The sequence below is a fragment of the Sorangium sp. So ce367 genome, from assembly GCF_051520455.1.
Taxonomy (GTDB): domain Bacteria; phylum Myxococcota_A; class Polyangia; order Polyangiales; family Polyangiaceae; genus Sorangium; species Sorangium cellulosum_B.
The window spans coordinates 3662675-3681639 of sequence record NZ_CP150334.1 but is presented as its reverse complement, the minus strand read 5'-3'; the positions used below and the strand labels follow the sequence as shown (position 1 = coordinate 3681639).

Genomic DNA, 18965 nt, shown 5'->3' with positions numbered 1-18965 from the left:
CTGCACATCGTCTATCCCCCGTCCGCCCCGTACAGGGCGTGCAGCGCCCGCGTGGCCTCGTCCGCGGCGGCGTTCACCGGGTTGGCCAGCGCCGCGTCCGCGCCGAACGTCGTGCGCAGCGGCCGCTGCCCGTGCGGCATCTCCAGTAGCCTCAGCAGCACGCCCGCGAGCTCTTCCGGGGATGGTCCCTTCATGGTCTTGACCATCTCGAGCGTGGCGCGCGCCACGCCGCCGAGCGCCCCGTACTCGGCGGCGCGCGCCGTGTCGTCGTCCAGCCACATGTTGTCGAAGATCTTCGTCTGGACCATTCCCGGCTCCAGGATCACGACGTCGATCCCGAACGACGCGAGCTCGCGCTTGTAGCCCTCGGCGATCATCTCCATCCCGGCCTTGGCCGCGCAGTAGAGCGTCGTGGTCGGTATGACGATGCGCCCGCCGAGGCTGGACGTGAAGGCGAGCACCCCGGTCCTTCGCCGGCGCATGTGCGGCAGCACGGCGCGACAGACGCGCTGCGTCCCGAGGACGTGGGTATCGAGGAGCCGTTGCAGCAGCTCGACGCTGCCGCACTCGGCCAGCCCCATCAGGCAGCCTCCCGCGTTGTTCAGGAGCACATCGATCTTCCCCGTCTTCTCCATGACCGTCGCGACCGCCGCGGCCACGGAGGCGTCGTCGGTCACGTCGAGCGCGACCGCCTCGATGGGGATCCCCGCGGTCGCCAGGCCCGCCACCTCGTCGCGCGCCGCTCGGTTCCTGCCGTCGGGATCGCGCATGCCCGCGAAGGCCACACACCCGTTCCTCGCGAGCGTCTCCGCCACGCTCCGGCCGATCCCCGTGCTCGCGCCCGTCACCAGCGCCACCCGCTTCGCCGTCATCGGTCCTTCCCTCCTCGGGCGCCGAGGCCTCACCTGGCGTTCGTTGCCCCGTCGACGGTGATACACGACCCGGAGAAAATTGGAATTCTGGACATAAATGTAAGATGCCATCCAGCCTGGATTGAAATTCAAACCGGAGGCGTCACCGGTCGCCGCCGACACGCCCTACGCCACGGCGAACCCGGCGCAGAGCGGGTCCTATGGTTGGAACGACGAGCCGAGCGGGTCCGGCAGATCGAGGAGACCGCCTTGAGCAAGCTCCGGATGCTGTTGCGAAGGCAAGCGCGAAAGGTACCGCTGGAGGGGCTGAGGGGCTGCCGCGAGCGGCGCCGAGCGCGGCGACGCGGCGGTGCTCCGCTGCACGAGCAGCTTGAAAGAGAGCTTGCCGACGGGCGATGGTAGCGTCTCTTCACCCGAAGGACGCTCATGAAGGACATCCTCTCTGCTCGCCTGGAATCGCGTGCTTTCTCGGCCGACGCGGTCGAGCTCCACGACCTCACCGGGCGCGAGGTCATCTCGCAGCCGTTCGAGTTCCAGCTCCACGTCGTGTGCAAGAGCCCCGAGGGGCTCGACGAGGAGGCGCTGCTCGCCGAGCCCGCCGCGCTCGTGTTCCTGAGGGGCGACCGCGAGGAGCGGCGGCTCTTCGGCGTCATCTCCGTCGTGCGCGACGCGCTCCACACCGAGACGCTGCACATGGCGTACACGCTCACCTTCGTGCCGCGTGCGTTCCGGTTGACCCTCGCACCTCCACGATGCTCGCGACGGGGATCTCCTTCCCGCACCCCTGGCAGCACGGGCCAAGCCGCGTATACGCGACCGACAGCCCGCCCGCCCGGCTCCGCCGCCCCTCGTTCCGGAGCATCCTCGGCCCGTCGTAGACCGGATCGCGCAGCAGCGCCTGCCAGATATCGCCGCTCACCTGCGCCGACCTCCCGCAGCTCGGGCAGCCCACCTCGCGAGCCAGCGTGTTGACCGGTATCGGCATCCTGCAGGTGCCGCACTCCGTCTCGATCCTCACCGCGACGCTGATCATGCCTCTCCGCTCCTCTCCCCCGCTCCCCTGCCACGGCCCCTCCCGGACAACTCCGACGAACCCGTGCCAGCGCGCACGCTACCTCGGTGACACCCCCCGCGCGATGGCCTAGCCTCGCCCGAACCATGCCCGCGGAGCGCAACCACAGCTCACCCCCGACGCCTGCCGAGCTCTTGCAGAAGAGCCAGCGCGGCGAGCTCGCCGGCAGCCGCGTCTCGGGCGCCGTCGCCGCCGGCATCGATCTCCGCGGCGCCGATCTCTCGCAGGCCCTCTGGCAGGACGTCGACCTGCGCGGCGCGAACCTCGCCGGCACCACGCTCTCCGGCGCCATCTTCCGCAACGTGAACCTCGAGGGCGCCGACCTCACCGACGCCGACCTCACCGGCGCCCTCCTCGGCGGCCCTCCCGGCGAGGCGTGCCGCCTCGCAGGCGCCGATCTCCGCGATGCCGTCCTCTCCAACACCTCCCTCCACCAGGTCGACCTCACCGGCGCCAAGCTCTCCGGCGCCCTGCTCGAGCGAGCCGATCTCCGCGCCACGCGCCTCCACAAGGCCGAGCTCCTCGACGCGGTCCTCTCCGGCGCGCGCCTCCAGCGCTGCGACGCCCAGGGCGCCCGCCTCGACCGCACCGCCGTCGACGGCGCCGATCTCTCCTCCGCCGACCTCACGGGCGCCTCGCTCCGCGACGTCGATCTCCGAGCCGCCGTCACGATAGGCCTCCTCCTCGGCGGCGCCGATCTCCTGCGCGCCGCCGCCACCGGACTCGACTTCTCCGCCTCCGGCCCCCCGGCGTCCCTCGCGGGCGCCGAGCTGCACGCCTCCCGGCTCACCGCGATCGATCTCCGCCGCACCGCCCTCGAGGGCGCGCGCCTCGTCCAGTGCGACCTCGCCCGGGCCGACCTCTCCGGCGCGAGCTGCGACGGGCTCGTCCTCGACGGCTCCTCGCTCCGGGGCGCCCAGCTCCAGCGCTGGCGGGCCCGCGGCGCCTCGCTCGCCCGGGCGGACCTCACCGGCGCCTCCCTCGACGGCGCCGATCTCCGCAACGCCAACCTCGCCGGCGCCACCCTCGACGAGGCGTCTCTCGCCGGCGCGAAGCTCGAGGGCTGCTCGCTCGAGGGCGTCCGCCTCGCGGGCGTCGACCTGCGCGGCCTCGACCTCGCCGGCGTGTCCCTCGGCAAGGCGGCTCTCCGCGGCCTGTCGTGGGCCGGCGTGAACCTCTCCGGCGCCGATCTCGCCGAGGCCGACCTGCGCGGCGCCGACCTCGCGGACGCCGACCTCTCGGACGCCGACCTCTCCGGCGCCTGCCTCGCCGGCGCGAAGCTCGGCGGCGCCACCTTCCGCGGGGCGCAGCTCGCCGACGTCGACCTCACCGAGGCCGATCTCTCCGACGCCGATCTCTCGGAAGCCGCCCTGTCCACCGCCTCGATCACCGGAGCCGACCTCCGCCGGACACGGCTCTTCGCGGCCGACCTCTCCGGCGCCGATCTCCGCACCATGCAGCTCGCCGGCGCGGTGCTCGAACAATCGCTCCTCTGCGACGCGAACGGCGAGGGCGCCGATCTCCGCGGCTGCGTCCTGACGAATGCCACGCTGTCGGGCGCGAACCTCCGCGGCGCCAACCTCACCTCGGTGGAGGCCTCTCAGCTCAGCCTCGAAGGCGCCGACCTGAAGGGCGCGAAGCTCGCGGGCCTGCGCGCCCCCGCCGCGAACCTCAAGAGAGCGATCCTCGACGGCGCCGATCTCTCCCGCGCCGACCTCTCCGACGCTGCGCTGAACGACGCCGTGCTGCGCCGCGCCCACCTGCGCGAGGCCAGCCTCGGCGCGGCGAGGCTCCCGGGCGCGGACCTGCGCGACGCGGTGATGGCGAACGCCGATCTCTCGCTGGCCGATCTCTCGCACGCGCGCCTCGAGCGCGCTCACCTCGTGAACGCCAACCTCGAGGGCGCCGACCTGCACCGGGCCAGGCTCGATGACGCCGAGCTGCTCGGGGCGCGCACCCGCAACATGAAGAACACCGACCCTGACCGCGCGCGCGCGGAAGACTTCCGGACGGAGACCCGATGAACGCGAACGACGCTGTCGCCCTCGAACACGAGCCCTCCCCGGGCGGCGTGCTCGAGGCCACCCTCGTCGACCTGGAAGACGCCGCGCGCGCCGTCGTGCGCCTCGTCCGGCCCGGCGCCCCCGGCGTCGAGGGCGCCACCGCGCGCGCGCGGCTCGCCGTGCCCGGCTACCAGGCCACCCCCGGCGACCGGGTGCTCGTCTCAAAACACGCAACCACATCAGATTTTTACATCGTTGGCATCCTCCTCGCCGCCCGAGGGCCCGTGATCCACACGGCCGAGGGGGCCACGGCGTCGGCCGAGGGGAGCACGATCGCGATCCGGGACGCGTCGGGCGCTGTCGCCGTGACGTACGACGCCGCGACGGGCGCGGCGCGCGTCGCCGCCCCCGCGGGGGACCTGACGCTCGCGGCGCCGCGGGGGAAGGTCGTCGTGGAGGCGGCCACGGACGTGGAGCTCCGCGCGCGGCGCGATGTCCGGCACAGGGCGGGGCGGCGCGTGGCGAGCGAGGTCGGCGAGGGCGGCGAGCCGGCGCTCGTGGTGGAGCGGGCAGCCGTGCGCGTGTCCGCCGCGGCTGTCGACGTCACCTCGGAGAGGGCGTCGCTCCACGCGACCGAGGCGACCGTGCTCGCCGAGCGGATCGCCACGACCGCCGCGCAGATCGCCGCCACCGCCGGCCGGATGGAGATCCAGGCCGAGCGGCTGATCGAGCGGGCAAAGGACGCTTACCGCGACGTCGACGGGCTGCTCCAGACCCGGGCGAGGCGCGCGCGCTCGCTCATCCGCGAGGCGTATCAGCTCGTCAGCGAGCGGACATCGATGGTCTCGAAGAAGGAGACATCGATCGACGGCGAGCGCGTGCTGCTCGGATGAGCCAGCGTGGCAGTGGAGGGATCCCGAGATGAAGATGCCTGCAGCGACGAAGGCCGGAGGCATGTGCTTCGCCATGCCGGACGTGTGCAAGGTGCCAGCGCCGCCGGCGCCCCCCGTGCCGACACCGTTCCCGAACATCGGGACGCTGAACGGCTGCGAGTCGACCGTCTCCAAGGTGCTCGTCCAGAAGAAGGAGACAGTGACCGAGGCATCGAAGATGCCGAGCAGCAAGGGCGATGAGGCCGGCACGCTCGGCGGGATGGTCTCGAACGTGAACCGAGGGCAGGTGACCTTCAAGCGCGCGAGCTCGAAGGTCTACGCCAAGGGGAAGAAGATCGTCTATCACACCGCGATGTCGGCCCATAACGGCTCGAACGCGAACATGCCCGCCGGCGCCCACGTCGCGCCCTCGCAGGTGAAGGTGTTCGTGGCGGTGTGATCCGTGCCGCTCATCGCTCCTCCAGCTTGGTCCCTGCCGTGAAGGCCTCCGCGATGTGGAGTTCGGCCGTGCGCGCCTTCCATGTCTCCGCCTGATACAGGTTGGCGCCGCGCAGGTCGGCCCCCTCGAGGTCGGCGCTGTCGAAGGCGGCGCGCATCAGGTTCGCCTGGCGCAGCCGCGCGCCGCGGAGCCGCGCCTTGCGGAAGCGGGCGTCGACAAGGTCGGCGCCCTCGAAGGTGGCCCGGTCGAGCGTCGCCCGGGTGAAGCTCGCCTCCGGGAGCGCCGCGCCCGCGAAGACCCCCTCGGTGAGGTCGGCGCCCTCCCACACGGAGCCCGGGCCTCGCACGCGACGGAACGACCCGTTCCGGAGGACCACGTCGTCGGCGCGGAGGTCGGCGAGCGAGGCCCCGTCCAGGGTGACGCGCGCCCCTGTAGCACCATAGATCTTCACATCATCGAGCGTCGCGTCGCGGAAGCTCGCCTCGTCGAGGGCGGCCTGCATCATCTCGGCGCCGGTGAGGTCCGCGCGATCGAAGCAGGCCCTCGTGAGCGTGGCCCCCGCGAAGCTGGCGCCGGGCGCCCGGGCCCCCTCGAAGACGGCGCCCTCGCAATGCGCCTCCGCCGCGGCCGCGAGCTCCAGGACGGCGCCGGCGAAGCGCGCGGCCTTCACGCTCGCGCCGGTGAGGTCGGCCCGGGTGAGGTCGGCTCCCTCGAAGCGCGCGCCCTCGGCGTCGGCCTCCGCGAGCACGGCCTCGACGAGTCGCGCGCCGTCCATGCGGGCGCCCCGGAGGTTCGCCCGCTTCAGGATAACGCCGCCCAGGTCGGCCCCGGCGAGGTCCGCGCCGGAGAGGTCGATGCCGGTCAGGTCCATGCCGGCGAGCGGCTCGCCGAGGCGAAGAAGCTCGAGGATGGCGTCGCGGCCGGCGGTCGGCGGCGCCGCCACGGGATCGCTGGGAGCAGCGTCTTCTCGCGGGGAGACGTCGTCTTCCGCCTGCGCCGGCGCTGCGGCAGCCTCCGCCGCGGCAGCCCCCGCTGCGGCAGCCCCCGCCACCGCCGTGCCGCTCCCGGCCGCGGTGCGCCGCCGCGCGCGCGCCTGGGCGAGCGCCTCGGCGATGCGCGCCTCGAGGGCCGATTCGCCCTCCTCGGCCGCGGTGTCGTTCGCCGCCCCCTCCTCGCCTGCCGCCGGCTCCTCGGCCGCCTCGCGCGCCGCGAGCTCCGCGAAGAAGCGCGCTCGCGCGTCGCGCCTCGCCGTCGGCTCGCGCTTCGCCCCGCCCTGCGCCATCGGCTCGCTCAGGACGAACAGCGACGCGATCTCGGAAGCGTCCTCGTCGGCCACGTCGAGCAGGCCCCGCCAGACCAGCACGAGCCGGAGCGCGTCGGCGTCGAACCACACGGTGTCGAGACGCATCGGGACCTCGGAGAACCCGCCGCCGGCCTTCTCGGTCGCCTGCTTGAACACGCGGACCCGCAGCTCGGGCAGCCGCCCCCGGACGACCTCGCCCTCCGGGCGCACGGACCAGAGCTCGAACGGCTCGTCCCCCCGGGGATAGGCGATCTGCTGCTCCGCGGGCGCGGCGTTGAAGAAGGTCCAATCGAAGTCGTCGGGGAAGAACGGCCAGCGCGTCTTCCTCCAGCGCTCGCCGTAGGACCCGATCTTCTCGAGGCGATCGCTCCACGTCGCCGCGATCGGCGCGAAGCACGCCGGAGCGGGCCTGTCGCCCGCCGAGCGGATCACCCGATCCGGCAGCTCGAGCGACGGGAGCGCGCCGCCTGCTTGCGCGCCGTACCCGGTCCCGACGGGGTTCGGGCCGAACCCGGCGCCGCCGAAGGCGCTCTCGAAGCGGAGCGGGATGCGGTCCCACGGCCCGGGCGCGGTGGGCGCGCCGAGCGCGTCCCAGCGGCGCGGGCCGACGGCCGCGACGGAACGGTCGAGCGCGTCGCCCAGGCGCAGCCGGACGAGCGCCGTGGCGTCGCCGTCGCCGGCGCGGTGCGCGTGCCCGACCAGCAGGACGTCGGCTCTCGGCTTGAAGATCGCGAAATCGGACGGGTAGCGGAGGCTCTTCGCGGGGTCGTCGTCGACGTGGACGTCGCCGCCGGGGAGCTCCTGATCGGCCGCGATCGCCGCCGGCGCCCCGGGCACGAGGTCGAAGGTGCCCTTGACCACGACGGTGAGCGAGTCCCTCGGCGGCCGGGCCTGCCAGGGGATGGTGAATGCGGCGAACGGGGTAGTGTTCAGGATCGGGACGTGCTCGGTGGTCCTCGCGGGCGGCGGCAGGTCGGGCGAGCCGGCGAGATCTTCGCTGGTCGGCTTCGACGGCTCCGGCTCGGGCAGCGGCAGCGTGGCCGTGGGCAGCGGCGCGCCGGCGTGCGCCGCGATGTGCGCGGCCATGGCGGGGAAGGCCTGCCGGAGGGCCTCCAGCGAGACCTCGGCGGGGGCCCGCGCGGGCTCGGCCTGCTCCGCGGGCCGGGGCGGCGCGATCGGGAACGGCGCGTCCTCCTGGCGCGCGCCGCGCAGCACGTCCTGGAGATTGAACTCGCGCGTGTCCACGAGCACCGGCGGCTGCACGGACACCGGCGGCTGCACGGACACCGGCGGCGCCGGCGCGCCCGCGCCTCCGGCCGCCTCCCCGGCGCCGGGACCCGCCTGCGAGGCCTCCCCGGCGACGGCGCCGGGCGGCGCCGGGTCGAACGCGCGGAGGGCCTCGGCGAAGGCAGCGGGGTCGAGGGGGCGCGTCTGCGTCAGGTCGAGCGACGGGCGCGCCGCCTCCGCGCCCGCGCCGCGCGCGGCCCACTCCTCGGCGCTCATGCCGCGGGCGACCGACGGATCCGGCTCGGGAATCGGGAGCGACAGCCGCGCGCCCGCGGGCGGCCTCACGCCCTCCGGCAGCGGCGCTGTCGTCGCGCCGACCGCCGGCGCGGCCGCGGCGGCGGGCTCGGGCGCAGGCCACGCCGCGCGCTCGTCGAGGGGCGCCAGCGTCACCAGGATCCTGCCGCGCTCGACGGCCTCCAGGGCGCGCTCGGCGACGGCCAGGGACGCGCGCCAGGTCAGCGTGCACCGGAGCGCGTCGGCGTCGATCCAGAGCGTGTCGCAGCGCACGGTGAGCTCGACGCCGGCGGGGTCGGCGAGCCGCGGCGCGCGGAGGAGCACGCGCGCCGTCACGCCGGGCAGGCGAGAGCGCACCTGGGCGGCCGTGGGGTGGAGTCCTTCGAGCAGGATCCACTCGTCCCCGCGCAGGTAGCGTATCTGCTGGTCGCGCGGGGCCGCGTTGAAGTAGCCCCAGTCCATGGCGATCGGGAGCTCCGGGACGGGCAGCAGGAGCTTCGCCGGCTCCCACGCGGCGAGCGCCCGCCGCCGCTGCGGCCACGCGCTCGAGATGGGCCCGAAGCCGTCGGGGGCGTCGGGCGCAGCGGGGTTGACGATGCTCGGCAGCCGGAGGTCGGCGGGGTCGGCCCCCCTTCCGACAGGGTTCTCGGGGCAGCGCGCGCCGCCGAAGGCGAGCTCGTAGCGCACGGGCAGCCTGGAGAATGGGGCCGGCGCCGTCGCCTGGCCGGTCGCGGGATCGCGCTGCCGCTCGCCCACGACCTGGAGCCGCTTGTCGATCACGGGCGCGTGCCCGTGCGCGTGCGCTTCGAAGACGGCGAGGCGCACCCACCGGTGGCTCACGCGCTGGCCGGGCGGGGCGTACGCGCTGCCGCTGAGCAGGACGTCGGCGCGGGGCTTGTGGGGCACGGCATCCGAGGCGACATAGAGGCTCCGGCCCGCGTTCTGCTCGTGGAAGACGTCGTCGAAGAGCGGCAGCGGCGCGGCCAGCGCGGCGACGCCGTCGGGCGAGAGCTGGAAGGTCGCCTTCACGGCGACGGTCACACAGGGTCCGTTCGCCGTTCGCCAGAGCAACGCCGACGCGGCCAGGGGGGACAGGGAGATGGGCTGCATGAACGGCCCGGCACACTAGCCGAGAGCGCCGGCGGATGCGCCCCCCTCGGCGACGCGGGGCTGCTCCGCGCTTCGACCCGCATGGAGTGAGGAGCAGTGAGCCTCAGAAGCTATGTTGAGAGACGAACCTGGGCGACCCGGCGCGAGATCCCTGGCGCTCCTCGCGCCCTGGCGGTCCCCTTCTCCCGTGTCTCTGCCGTCGCGTCACGCCACGGCGAAGCCGGCGCCGAGCAGGTCCTGCGGCCGGGACGACGAGCCGATGTGGACACGGAAATCCCCCGGCTCCACCACGCGGCGCCCCTCCGCGTCGACCAGGGACAGCTCCGAGACGGGGACGTCGAAGCGCACCTTGCGCGCCTCCCCCGCGGCCAGGCTCACGCGGCGGAAGGCCTTCAGCTCCTTCTGCGCCCACGTGGACGACGTCACCAGATCTTCGATGTACAGCTGGGCGATCTCGACGCCATCGCGCCCGCCAGCGTTGGTGATCGTGACCTCGAACGACGCCGTGCCGCCTCGCTCCACGCTCGGCGTCAGGACCTTCAGTTCCCCGTAGGTGAAGCGCGTGTAGCTCAGGCCGAAGCCGAAGGCGAACGCCGGCTCCTGCGTGAGGTCGGCGTAGCGATTCCCGTGCTGACCGCGGGCCTGGTTGTAGAATATCGGCTGCTGGCCCACGTGGTAGGGGAACGAGATCGTCAGCTTGCCAGAGGGGTTGATCGTTCCGAACACCGCCTCGGCCACGGCCCGCCCGCCCATCATCCCCGGGTTGAACGCCTCGAGGATCGCCGCCGCGCCGAGCGCCGAGCGGGGCAGGACCAGCGGCTTGCTGTTCACGAGGACAACGACCGTGGGCACGCCGGTCCTGGCGATCGCGTCCGACAGGGCCCTCTGTCCGCCCATGAGCTCGAGGGTCGCCGTGCTCTTCGTCTCGCCGATGAGCTCGATCCTGTCCCCCAGGACAAGCACCACCGCGTCTGCGCCCCGGGCCAGCTCGACCGCCGCGGGAATGCCGGACTCGTCCTCGCTGAGACCCGAGCAGCCCGCGGCATAGACCACCTCACACCCCGGCGGCGCGAGCTCCCGTATCCCATCCACGATCGTGACGATGCTCGAGCGGGGGTGCTGCGGCCCGTTGCCGCCGCTCATCTGGCCCGAGCCGAGCGACCAGTCGCCCAGCTGGGCGATCGTGTCGTCCGCGTTGGGGCCGATCACCGCGATCCGCCGCAAGGGCCTCGACGCCGCGGCGTCCGCGAGCGGCAGGAGGCCGTCGTTCTTGAGCAGCACGAGAGACGCCCGCGCGACCTCCAGGTTCAGGTCCCGGTGGGCCGCACACCCGATGATCTCCTGGATGCGCTGCTCGCTGCTGTACCCCGGGTCCTCGAAGAGCCCCAGGGAGAACTTGAGCGACAGGACGCGCCGCACGACCGCGTCGATCTCGGCCTCGGCGAGGAGCCCGAGGCGCACCGCCTCCTGAGCGCCCTCGTAGAACTGCGGTGTCGCCATCATCAGGTCGTTTCCGCTCCGGACCGCCACCGCGGCCGCCTCGGCCATGTCCTTGCAGACCTTCTGATCGAGCACGAGATTGCCCACGTTGTTCCAGTCGGTCACGAGGATCCCCTCGAACCCCCACTCCTCCTTGAGGACCTCCGTCAGGAGCCAGCGGTTGGCGGTGGCCGGGATCCCGTCCATGGACTGATATCCAGTCATGAAGGCCATGCAGCCGCTCCTCGCGGCCCGCTCGAAGGGCGGCAGGAAATACGAGCGCAAATAGCGCCGCGAGATGTTCGCCTCCGAGGCGTCGCGGCCGCCCAGCGTCTCCGAGTACCCCGCGTAGTGCTTGGCGGTCGCCAGCACCGCGTCCGGATCGTCCAGGCCCTTGCCCTGATAGCCCTTGATCATCGCGCAGGCGAGCTCGCCGATCAGATAGGGATCCTCGCCGAAGGTCTCCCCCACCCTGCCCCAGCGGAGATCGCGTGTGAGGCACAGGACGGGAGAGAACGTCCACTTGAGGCCCGTGGCCCGCATCTCGGCGGCGGTCACCCGCGCGACCTGCTCCAGCAGCCCCGTATCCCAGCTGCAGGCCATGGCGAGCTGCGTGGGGAAGATCGTGGCGCCCGCCCAGAAGGAATGGCCATGGATCCCGTCGTCGGCCATCAGCACCGGAATGCCAAGGCGGGTGTCCAGCGCGCGCCGGATCGCGGTGTCAGCGTCCTTCCCGTTGCAGTGCAGGAGGCTGCCGACCTTCATCCGCCCGATCGCGTCCTCCAGATCTCCCTGGGCGTCGAGCTGCATGAGCTGCCCCACCTTCTCGTCCAGGGTCATCCGACTCAGGAGGTCTTCCACCCGCTTTCCCACGGGCTGCTTGGCATCTTTGTAGAGAGGAGCGTCGTTCATGGGTTCTCCTGCACGATGGGGAGCGCACGGCGACAAGTCCACCGTCGCGCTCGTCGCTCGGTGGCGGCGCGGGGAATCCCCCCACTACCACCGAGCGCAGCGCGCGGGCTCCCTCGAGGGCCGTGTGCCGGCCGGGCCGCGCGCCACCAGAGACCGCGGCCCTCGTCGACTCAGACGCGGAGCACGGCGCTGCCCCACGTGAGGCCGCCGCCGAGCGCACACAGCAGCACGTGATTTCCGGGCAGGATCCGGCCATCGCGGAGCGCCTCGTCGAGCGCCATGGCCACCGAGCCCGCGCAGGTCCCGGCCGCGCTGGCGCCGTCGGCCGCGCCGAGGACGCGCTCGGGCGGGCACCCGAGGCGCTCGGCGAGGAGGGCGACGAGGTGCGGGTCGGCGTGGTGCGGGATCACCCAGTCGACGTCCGCGGGCGCAAGCCCGGCGGCCGTGATCGCCGAGAGGGCGTGGGCCCCGAGGTGCTCCTCCGCGGCCTGCCGCAGCTCGGGCTGCTTCACGCGCAGGTACTGCCGCCGGTCGGCCAGCCGCTCCACCGTGAGCGGCTCCGCGGATCCTCCGCCGGGCACCTGGAGCACATCGGCCCTCTTCCCGTCGGCGCGCAAGCCGACGCTCAGGATCCCGCGCCCGTCACCGGTCGCCGGCCCGATCACCACCGCGCCGGCGCCGTCGCCGAACAGCTGGGCCGAGGCCCTGTCCCGCGGATCCAGGCGGCGGGAGAGCAGGTCCGCACCGATGACGAGCACGTGCTTCATCGTCCCCGCCGTCACGAACTGGTTCGCCACCGACAGCCCGTAGAGGAAGCCCGTCAGCGACGCGGAGAGGTCGAACGACGGGATGTGCTCGGCGCCGAGCTTCTGCTGCACGTACACCGCGGTCGCCGGCATCGGCGCGTCGCCGCTCGAGGTGGCGAGGATGATCATCTCGAGATCCCGCGGCCCGACGCCGGCCGCCTCGAGGGCCGCCTTCGCCGCCCGCGCCGCCAGGTCGCTCGTCCGCTCACCGGGCGCGACGCGGCGCCGCTCGTCGCTCGCGCCCGGGTCGCCCGCCGCGCCGTCCGCCGGCGGCGCGCCCGCCTGCGCCTCGCTCGTCGGGACGGCGAGCGGCAGGGAGCGGCCTGTGCCGAGGATGCGCGCGCGTGGATTTCTGGCATCGAACGTCATCGCGGCCGCAGCCTACATCAAGGGCTGCTCGTTGGAACGGGCGATCGTGCCCTGCCGTTCGGTCCACGGAATGCTTGAGTCGCGGGCGCGCTCCGGTACATAAAGCGCCTCGATGGCTACGAGCTCCGAAGACAGAGACCGCCCCGACACGGACGAAGCGCCTCCCGGCGAGGCCGACGCGCAGGACACCCGCAGCGAGGAGGACGGCGAGGGCCGCGCCGACGCCGCGGCGCCCGCCAGAGCCTCGCGTCCTGCAAAGCAGGCTGGCGCAGCGCGGCGCCCGGCCGGCAAGAAGCCCGGCGCGCGGCCTCGCGCCGCCGCCCAACCGCAGGGCGGCTCGCTCGGCAAGAGCATGATCCTGTTCCTCATCATCATCGGCGGCCTCGCCGCGGCCTTCGCCTACTTCGGGCGTGAGCCTGCGGCCGGCACCGCCGGCCCCAAGTGGAAACCCGGGGACAAGTCCCAGGTCGAGGTCACCCTCGTGTCCACCGACATCAAGGATCTCGCCTGCTGGTCGGCCGAGGAGATCAGCGGCCGGCACTGCGCGTTCGAGTCGCCCACCCAGGGTTGGTCCAAGGGGGATGCGGACGACAAAAAGCTGCTCCGTCCTTACACGACCACGGACCGCGTCCAGTTCCTCGCCGCCGGCCTCTGGAGCGAGCCCGCGCTCACCTCAGGCAAGCTGCCGTCCGCGCGGTTCGCGTTGAAGTGCACCTACACCGTCGAAGGCAGGATGAAGCGGCCCGGCATCCGTTGGTCCAGCGAGGGCGCATGGCTCGACAGGACCGATGACTGGTACACGGGGCTCCTGTCGGACTGCAAGCTCATCACCCCCTGATGTCGCAGGCGCCGCTGCGTTCATCGTCGTGACGCGCGCGACGCGGCGCACGACGCAGTGCATACAGCCGGCGCCGCGCCGTGTGCCATGCCCCCCTCGTGTGGCCGCGCCCCTCCGTGGTAGTGTGATTTTCGGCTTGGAGGTGCTCATGCCCTGTCATCGGGTGATCGCGTTGCTGTCGTGGGCCGCATTGTTCGCCGTCGCTGGATGTGAAGCTGACCCGGGCACCGTCGACCTTTGGCCGATCTATGTCACCGCATCGAGCTCCTCCAGCGGGGGCGCGGGCGGGGAAGGCGGAGCGACCTCCACCGTCGCGACGACGAGCTCGGGGGGCGAAGGCGGCATGGGCGGCGAGGGCGGCACGATGTGCACGTGCGAGCCCGGGCTCTCGTGCTGTGGATCGGAGTGCGTCAACCTGGCCGGCGATCCGAGCAATTGCGGGTCGTGCGGCACGACCTGCACCGAGGCTCAGGTCTGCATCCAGGGCGAGTGCGCGAATGCGTGCGCCCCCGGCTTCGGCTGCGAAGAAGGCCTCTGCTGCGGCGTGCGATGCTGCGACGCTGGCGAGATCTGCTGCGACTACGGCGACAGCGCCGGCGCGCCCGACCTTCACTGTCAGGCGACGGTGAACGGCACCTGCCCCCTCGCCTGCAGCGGCTGCGAGAACTGACGGACGTCGATAGCGGCGCGCGGCGCACCAGGCGGCGCGGCGCGCGGCGCGCCTCGCACGCGCGCCGCGCACGCCACGCCGGCTCACGCCTTCTCGAAGATCTTGCCCGGGTACTTTCGCTCGAAGTGCCCCACCACGCCCCGGCCGATCGCCTCGATGGTGAGCGCCGCGATGCCCATCTTGATGGCCGGCCCGATCAGGGGGACGAAGCCGACCGCCCGGGTGGCCAGGAATTTCAGGCCTTGCCCGAGGATCGCGAAGCTCCCGCCGGCGGCGGTCGTCACCACGGATCCCATGTTCTCGCCGTAGATCTCGCCGACCATCGCCATCATGTGCGTCTCGATCGCGACGAGCCCGGCGGAGGTCGAGATCGGGAGCGGAAGCGCGGCGAACGCCGCCCCGCCGATCGCGTAGCGGTGAACCCAGCGGAGAGCTTCATCCCTGCACGTCGTCATGTCCCGAGGTTGCCGCAAGTCGCGCCGTCCGTCCATCGAGCACCGCGCTGACGGCGCGGGCGCGTCGGAGGCCCGGCCACGCTCGGGCCTTCTGTGCGCTGCCTTCCCGCGCGGCGGGAACCGCGCGTGCATGGTCCTCGCTCGGCTCGACCTCCGCGATCGCGCCGGAGGGCGGCGCCCGAGGCAAAGCGACCCCGCGAGGGGATGTTGGACCGTCGGAGCCCGTGGCGATCCGGGCTCCAGGGAGGTTGCCCATGACAGCTCGACGCGCGCTCTTCATCCTGCCCCTGCTCTGCGCCTCCGCCGTCTTCGCGGCGTGCGGCGCGGAGCCACGCCCCGCCTCGCCCGGAGTGGAGCCGCCGACCGACCCAGGGCCTACGGAGGCGCCCGACGCCGAGCGCGTCCCTCTGTTCGAGGACATCGGCGCTCTCCATCACCCGGTGACGACGTCATCGCAGCTCGCGCAACGCTATTTCGATCAGGGATTGCGGCTCGTCTACGCGTTCAACCACGACGAGGCGAGGAAGGCATTCCGGGAGGCCGCCCGCCTCGATCCCGGCCTCGCCATGGCCCGCTGGGGCATCGCGCTCACGCTCGGCCCCAACATCAACCAGCCGACCGACGCGGCGCGGGAGCGGGCCGCCCTCGAGGCCGTGGAGGAGGCGCGCGCGCTCGCCGCGTCCGCCAGCGAGCGCGAGCGCGCGTACATCGACGCGCTGGCGGAGCGCCACGCTTCAACGTCGGGCCGCGACCGCGCGGACCTCGACCGCGCCTACGCGAGCGCGATGCGCGAGCTCGCCCGTCGCTTCCCCGACGACCTCGACGCGGGTGTCCTCTTCGCCGAGGCGCTCATGGATCTGCGCCCGTGGGATCTCTGGACGCAGGATGGCCGGCCGCAGCCCGGGACCGAGGAGATCGTCTCCACGCTGGAGGGCGTCCTCCTGCGAGATCCCGAGCACCTCGGCGCGAATCACTACTACATCCACGCGGTCGAAGCGTCGCGCGCGCCGGAGCGGGCGTTGCCGAGCGCCGAGCGGCTCGGCGGTCTGGCCCCTGGCGCTGGGCACCTCGTGCACATGGCGTCGCACATCTTCATGCGCGTCGGTCGCTACGCCGACGCCTCTGACGCGAACGAGCAGGCGGTGCTGGCCGATCGCCGGTACATCCGCGAGCGGCGGCCGGAGGGCATCTATCCGATGATGTACTTCCCGCACAACCTCCATTTCCTCTCGGTCTCGGCGAGCATGGAGGGGCGCAGCGCCGTCGCGGTGCGCGCCGCGCGAGAGCTGGCCGAGGCGGTGCCCGACCACAACGTCCGACACATGCCGATGCTCGAGATGTTCCGCCCTGCGCTGCTGTTCGCGCTCGTCCGGTTCGGACGGTGGGACGACGCCCTCGCGGAGCCGGCGCCGCCGCCCGAGCTGCGGTACACGACGGGGATATGGCGCTATGCGCGCGGCCGCGCCCTCGCCGCGACGGGGCGCCATGACGATGCCGCGCGCGAGGCGGCGGTGCTCCGGGCGATAGCGTCCGAGAGCCGGGAGGACGCGACGATCGGCAGGAACCGCGCGAAGGATCTGCTCGAGATCGCCTCGCTCGTGCTCGAGGGCCAGATCGCGTCCGAGCGCGGCGACACCGGCGCCGCTGCTCGCGTGCTCCAGGACGCCGCGCGCATCGAGGACGAGCTGCGCTATTTCGAGCCGCCTGACTGGCCCGAGCCGGTCCGCCACACGCTCGGCGCGGTGCTCCTCACGGCGGGCCGCGCGCGCGACGCGGAGGCGACGTACCGGGAGGACCTGCGCCAGAACCCGCAGAATGGCTGGTCGCTGTCCGGGCTCGAGCGCAGCCTCCGCGCACAGGGCAAGGAAGAGGAAGCGGACGCCGCACACGCGCGCTTCAAGCGCGCCTGGGCGCGAGCCGACGTGCGGCTGTCCGGGTCACGCCCGTGAATGTCCGGTCTCGAGCGGCTGGAGACGGCGAGGTAGGCGCGCATTGCCGGCGTGCGCATCGGAGCATCTGCTAGGTTGGTGGGGTGTTGCGCACGAAGCTTGGACACTCGGCGCTCTGGTGTCTTTTCTCTCTCGCTTCCAGCCTGTGCGCGGTCTCGCTCTTCGGCTGCGAGAGCACCGACCTGCCGCCGTATACCCACCTCCCGGGGGAGGGCGCCGGTGGCTCGGGGTGTGCGCCGGGGCAGATCAGCGGCGCCAGCGGATGTGCGCAGGTGGGCATTCAGGGCTGCGCCGACGCCTTCGTCGACGAGGACGGCTTCTGTCGTCCCGCGCTCGCGAAGTGCTCGCCCGGGACGATCCCGAAGCACGACGAGGGCTGCATCGACGTCGGGATCCCCGGCTGTGCGGCGGAGTTCGTGGAGGGCGGTGCCTGCCATCCCACCATGGCCAGGTGCCCGGAGGGAACATTCGCGGTCCCGCAGAAGGGCTGTGTTTCCATCGACGGCCCGGACGGCTGCGGCTCGGCGCCGTGGGGCGAGATCGTCGAGACGCCCGGCGATCTCCACGTCGATCCTGGCTACGAGGGCGGAGACGGCGACGGGTCGCGGGAGCGGCCGTTCACGACGCTGGCGGAGGCGCTGGCGGGCGTCCAGGCGGACGGGCGCGTCGTCGTGGCCGAGGGCGAGTACGACGAGCCGATCGAGATCACGAAGCCCATCGAGATCGTCGGGAGGTGCGCCTCCCGGGTGGTGCTCCGGGGCGAGCAGAGCGATCCCAGCGGCAACGTCAGCGCGGTCTGGATCCACGACGTCGACCGCGCCGGCGTGCGCGGCGTGAGCGTGCTCAGCGCCTCGATCGGGGTGCTGATCCAGGCAGCGGCGGTCTCGGTGCGCGACATCCGGGTGACGGGCGAGAGCGGCAATGGTCTCGTGGTCGCGCTCCCTGGCGCGAGCCTCGATCTGTCGCGCAGCCTCGTCCAGTCGTCGTGGGCGGACGATGGAGCGGGCGAGGTCTGGACCAGCGTGCTCGTCGTCTCCGGGGCCGAGGCGCGGCTCACCGAGAACGCGCTGGTCGGCGGCACGGTCAACCTGCGGATCAGCTCCGAGGCGGCGGAGGTGGTCGCGGAGGGCAACCTGCTGGAGGCCGCGGCGCTGCGGTCGGCGGCGAGCGACGGCGTCGGCGTGCACCTCGAGAACGGCACGCTCCGGCTCGACGCGAACGCGCTCGTCCACCATCACCTGGGCGCGCTGGTGACGGGCGCCGGCGCGGAGCTCGTGGCGGCGCGCACCCTCATCGCCGCCCCGGCGGACGCGGCGCCCGAAGCCGGCGGCCTGGCCGTGGAGCAGGGCGCGCGCGCGTCGCTCGCGTCCAGCGTGCTGTCCGGCGCGTGCGACGCGCTGCTCGCCGTGGCGGACGCCGGCACCGAGGTCGAGGCCTCTGGCAACCTCTTCGACGGCGCGTCCGCCTCGGAGAGCGGTCACCTCGGCGTGGCCGTCGAGCTGCGCGGCGGAGCGCTCTCGCTGTCGTCGAGCCTCGTGCGCCAGGCCGGCGACGCCGGACTGTTCGTCTCGGGCGGGACGCTCTCGGCGAGCGGCGTGGTCATCGAGGGCACGCGCGCGAACCCGCTGCACCGGGATCGCGCCGCCGGCGTGCTCGTGCAGGGTGGCCGCGCCGCGCTTGCGTCGACGTATGTTCTGGAGCCCCACGTCGCAGGCGTGTCCGCGTCCCGGGGTGCGACCCTCGAGATCTCGGACAGCCTCATCGAGCGCTCGCTGCCGGAGGAGCGCGACGGCACGGGCGGCGTCGGCCTGCTGAGCGCCGGGGCGGAGCAGGTCCTCGTCCGGAGGTCGGCCGTTCTGGAGAGCCGCGTGGCGGGCCTGCTGCTGGCCTCGCCGAGCACGGTGGAGGACACGGTCATCCTCGGGGTCGAGGGCGGCACGTTCTCGGCCCTGAGCCCCGGTGGGCAGACGGAATCGGTGCCGGACCTGGGCGACGGCCTCGTGGTCCTGGGCTCGACGGCGCAGGTGAGCTCGGTGCAGGTGCAGCGCTGCGCGCGCGCCGGTTTGCTGTTCAGCGACAGCCACGGCGCGCTCGCGAGCTCGGAGTCCACCGGCAACCGGTTTGGCCTCGTCGTGCAGGGCGCGCAGGCGCCGTCGGTGTCGGAGGACAACAGCTTCGAGGGCAACCAGGAGAGCGATCACCTCGCCGAAGGCGCGCTCCCCGTCCCGAGCAGCGCCACGCCCGCCCCGTGACGATCGCGGTTTGCGTCGCCGA

At 73.1% G+C, this 18965-nt stretch carries 13 protein-coding genes and 1 pseudogene; 8 read left to right on the top strand and 6 right to left on the bottom strand.

The genetic code is table 11. From position 1 onward, the window contains the following. Positions 1-11: 11 nt before the first annotated feature. Positions 12-872 (bottom strand): SDR family NAD(P)-dependent oxidoreductase, encoded by an 861-nt coding sequence (locus WME97_RS14240; RefSeq protein WP_437552434.1) that lies wholly within the window; start codon positions 870-872, stop codon positions 12-14. A gap of 426 nt (positions 873-1298) precedes the next feature. On the opposite strand from WME97_RS14240, the pseudogene WME97_RS14235 reads away from it, so the two are divergent. Beyond that, a pseudogene (locus WME97_RS14235) lies at positions 1299-1553 on the top strand (type VI secretion system Vgr family protein); the annotation flags it as partial. A gap of 25 nt (positions 1554-1578) precedes the next feature. Here the strand turns inward: WME97_RS14235 and WME97_RS14230 are convergent. Further along, positions 1579-1905, bottom strand: a complete 327-nt coding sequence (locus WME97_RS14230; RefSeq protein WP_437555703.1) for a hypothetical protein — start codon at positions 1903-1905, stop codon at positions 1579-1581. A 125-nt stretch (positions 1906-2030) separates the two neighbouring features. On the opposite strand from WME97_RS14230, the gene WME97_RS14225 reads away from it, so the two are divergent. From WME97_RS14225 to WME97_RS14215, 3 genes are read left to right on the top strand one after another with little or no spacing between them, the layout of a single operon-like run. After that, a complete protein-coding gene (locus WME97_RS14225) occupies positions 2031-3968 on the top strand; it encodes a pentapeptide repeat-containing protein (protein WP_437552433.1) in 1938 nt (645 codons plus the stop codon). Then, a complete protein-coding gene (locus WME97_RS14220; RefSeq protein ID WP_437552432.1) occupies positions 3965-4840 on the top strand; it encodes a DUF3540 domain-containing protein in 876 nt (291 codons plus the stop codon). Before WME97_RS14225 ends, WME97_RS14220 begins: the two co-directional genes overlap by 4 nt. 28 nt (positions 4841-4868) lie before the next feature. Then, positions 4869-5279, top strand: coding sequence for a PAAR-like domain-containing protein (locus tag WME97_RS14215; RefSeq protein WP_437290455.1), 411 nt, complete (start codon positions 4869-4871; stop codon positions 5277-5279). Positions 5280-5289: 10 nt separating this feature from the next. Here WME97_RS14215 and WME97_RS14210 read toward each other — a convergent pair whose 3' ends face one another. From WME97_RS14210 to WME97_RS14200, 3 genes are all read right to left on the bottom strand, one after another. After that, the gene (locus WME97_RS14210; RefSeq protein WP_437552431.1) at positions 5290-9213 is read right to left on the bottom strand and encodes a DUF2169 domain-containing protein; all 3924 of its coding nucleotides are present in this window, start codon (positions 9211-9213) and stop codon (positions 5290-5292) included. A 204-nt stretch (positions 9214-9417) separates the two neighbouring features. Beyond that, positions 9418-11604: a glycoside hydrolase family 3 N-terminal domain-containing protein gene (locus WME97_RS14205; RefSeq protein WP_437552430.1), complete on the bottom strand. Its 2187-nt coding sequence runs from the start codon at positions 11602-11604 to the stop codon at positions 9418-9420. A 170-nt stretch (positions 11605-11774) separates the two neighbouring features. After that, entirely contained in the window at positions 11775-12779 is a 1005-nt protein-coding gene (locus WME97_RS14200; RefSeq protein WP_437552429.1) for a beta-ketoacyl-ACP synthase 3, read from the bottom strand. A gap of 112 nt (positions 12780-12891) precedes the next feature. On the opposite strand from WME97_RS14200, the gene WME97_RS14195 reads away from it, so the two are divergent. Then, positions 12892-13617: a hypothetical protein gene (locus WME97_RS14195; RefSeq protein WP_437552428.1), complete on the top strand. Its 726-nt coding sequence runs from the start codon at positions 12892-12894 to the stop codon at positions 13615-13617. Positions 13618-13765: 148 nt separating this feature from the next. Beyond that, positions 13766-14287 carry a hypothetical protein gene (locus tag WME97_RS14190; RefSeq protein WP_437552427.1) on the top strand — a complete coding sequence of 174 codons (522 nt, stop codon included), beginning with the start codon at positions 13766-13768 and terminating at the stop codon, positions 14285-14287. An 83-nt stretch (positions 14288-14370) separates the two neighbouring features. Here WME97_RS14190 and WME97_RS14185 read toward each other — a convergent pair whose 3' ends face one another. Next, positions 14371-14742: a hypothetical protein gene (locus WME97_RS14185; RefSeq protein ID WP_437552426.1), complete on the bottom strand. Its 372-nt coding sequence runs from the start codon at positions 14740-14742 to the stop codon at positions 14371-14373. A 254-nt stretch (positions 14743-14996) separates the two neighbouring features. Here WME97_RS14185 and WME97_RS14180 point away from each other — a divergent pair, with 254 nt between their 5' ends. Continuing rightward, the gene (locus WME97_RS14180) at positions 14997-16691 is read left to right on the top strand and encodes a hypothetical protein (RefSeq protein WP_437552425.1); all 1695 of its coding nucleotides are present in this window, start codon (positions 14997-14999) and stop codon (positions 16689-16691) included. Positions 16692-16774: 83 nt separating this feature from the next. After that, positions 16775-18943, top strand: a complete 2169-nt coding sequence (locus tag WME97_RS14175) for a DUF1565 domain-containing protein (RefSeq protein ID WP_437552424.1) — start codon at positions 16775-16777, stop codon at positions 18941-18943. Positions 18944-18965 lie beyond the last annotated feature (22 nt).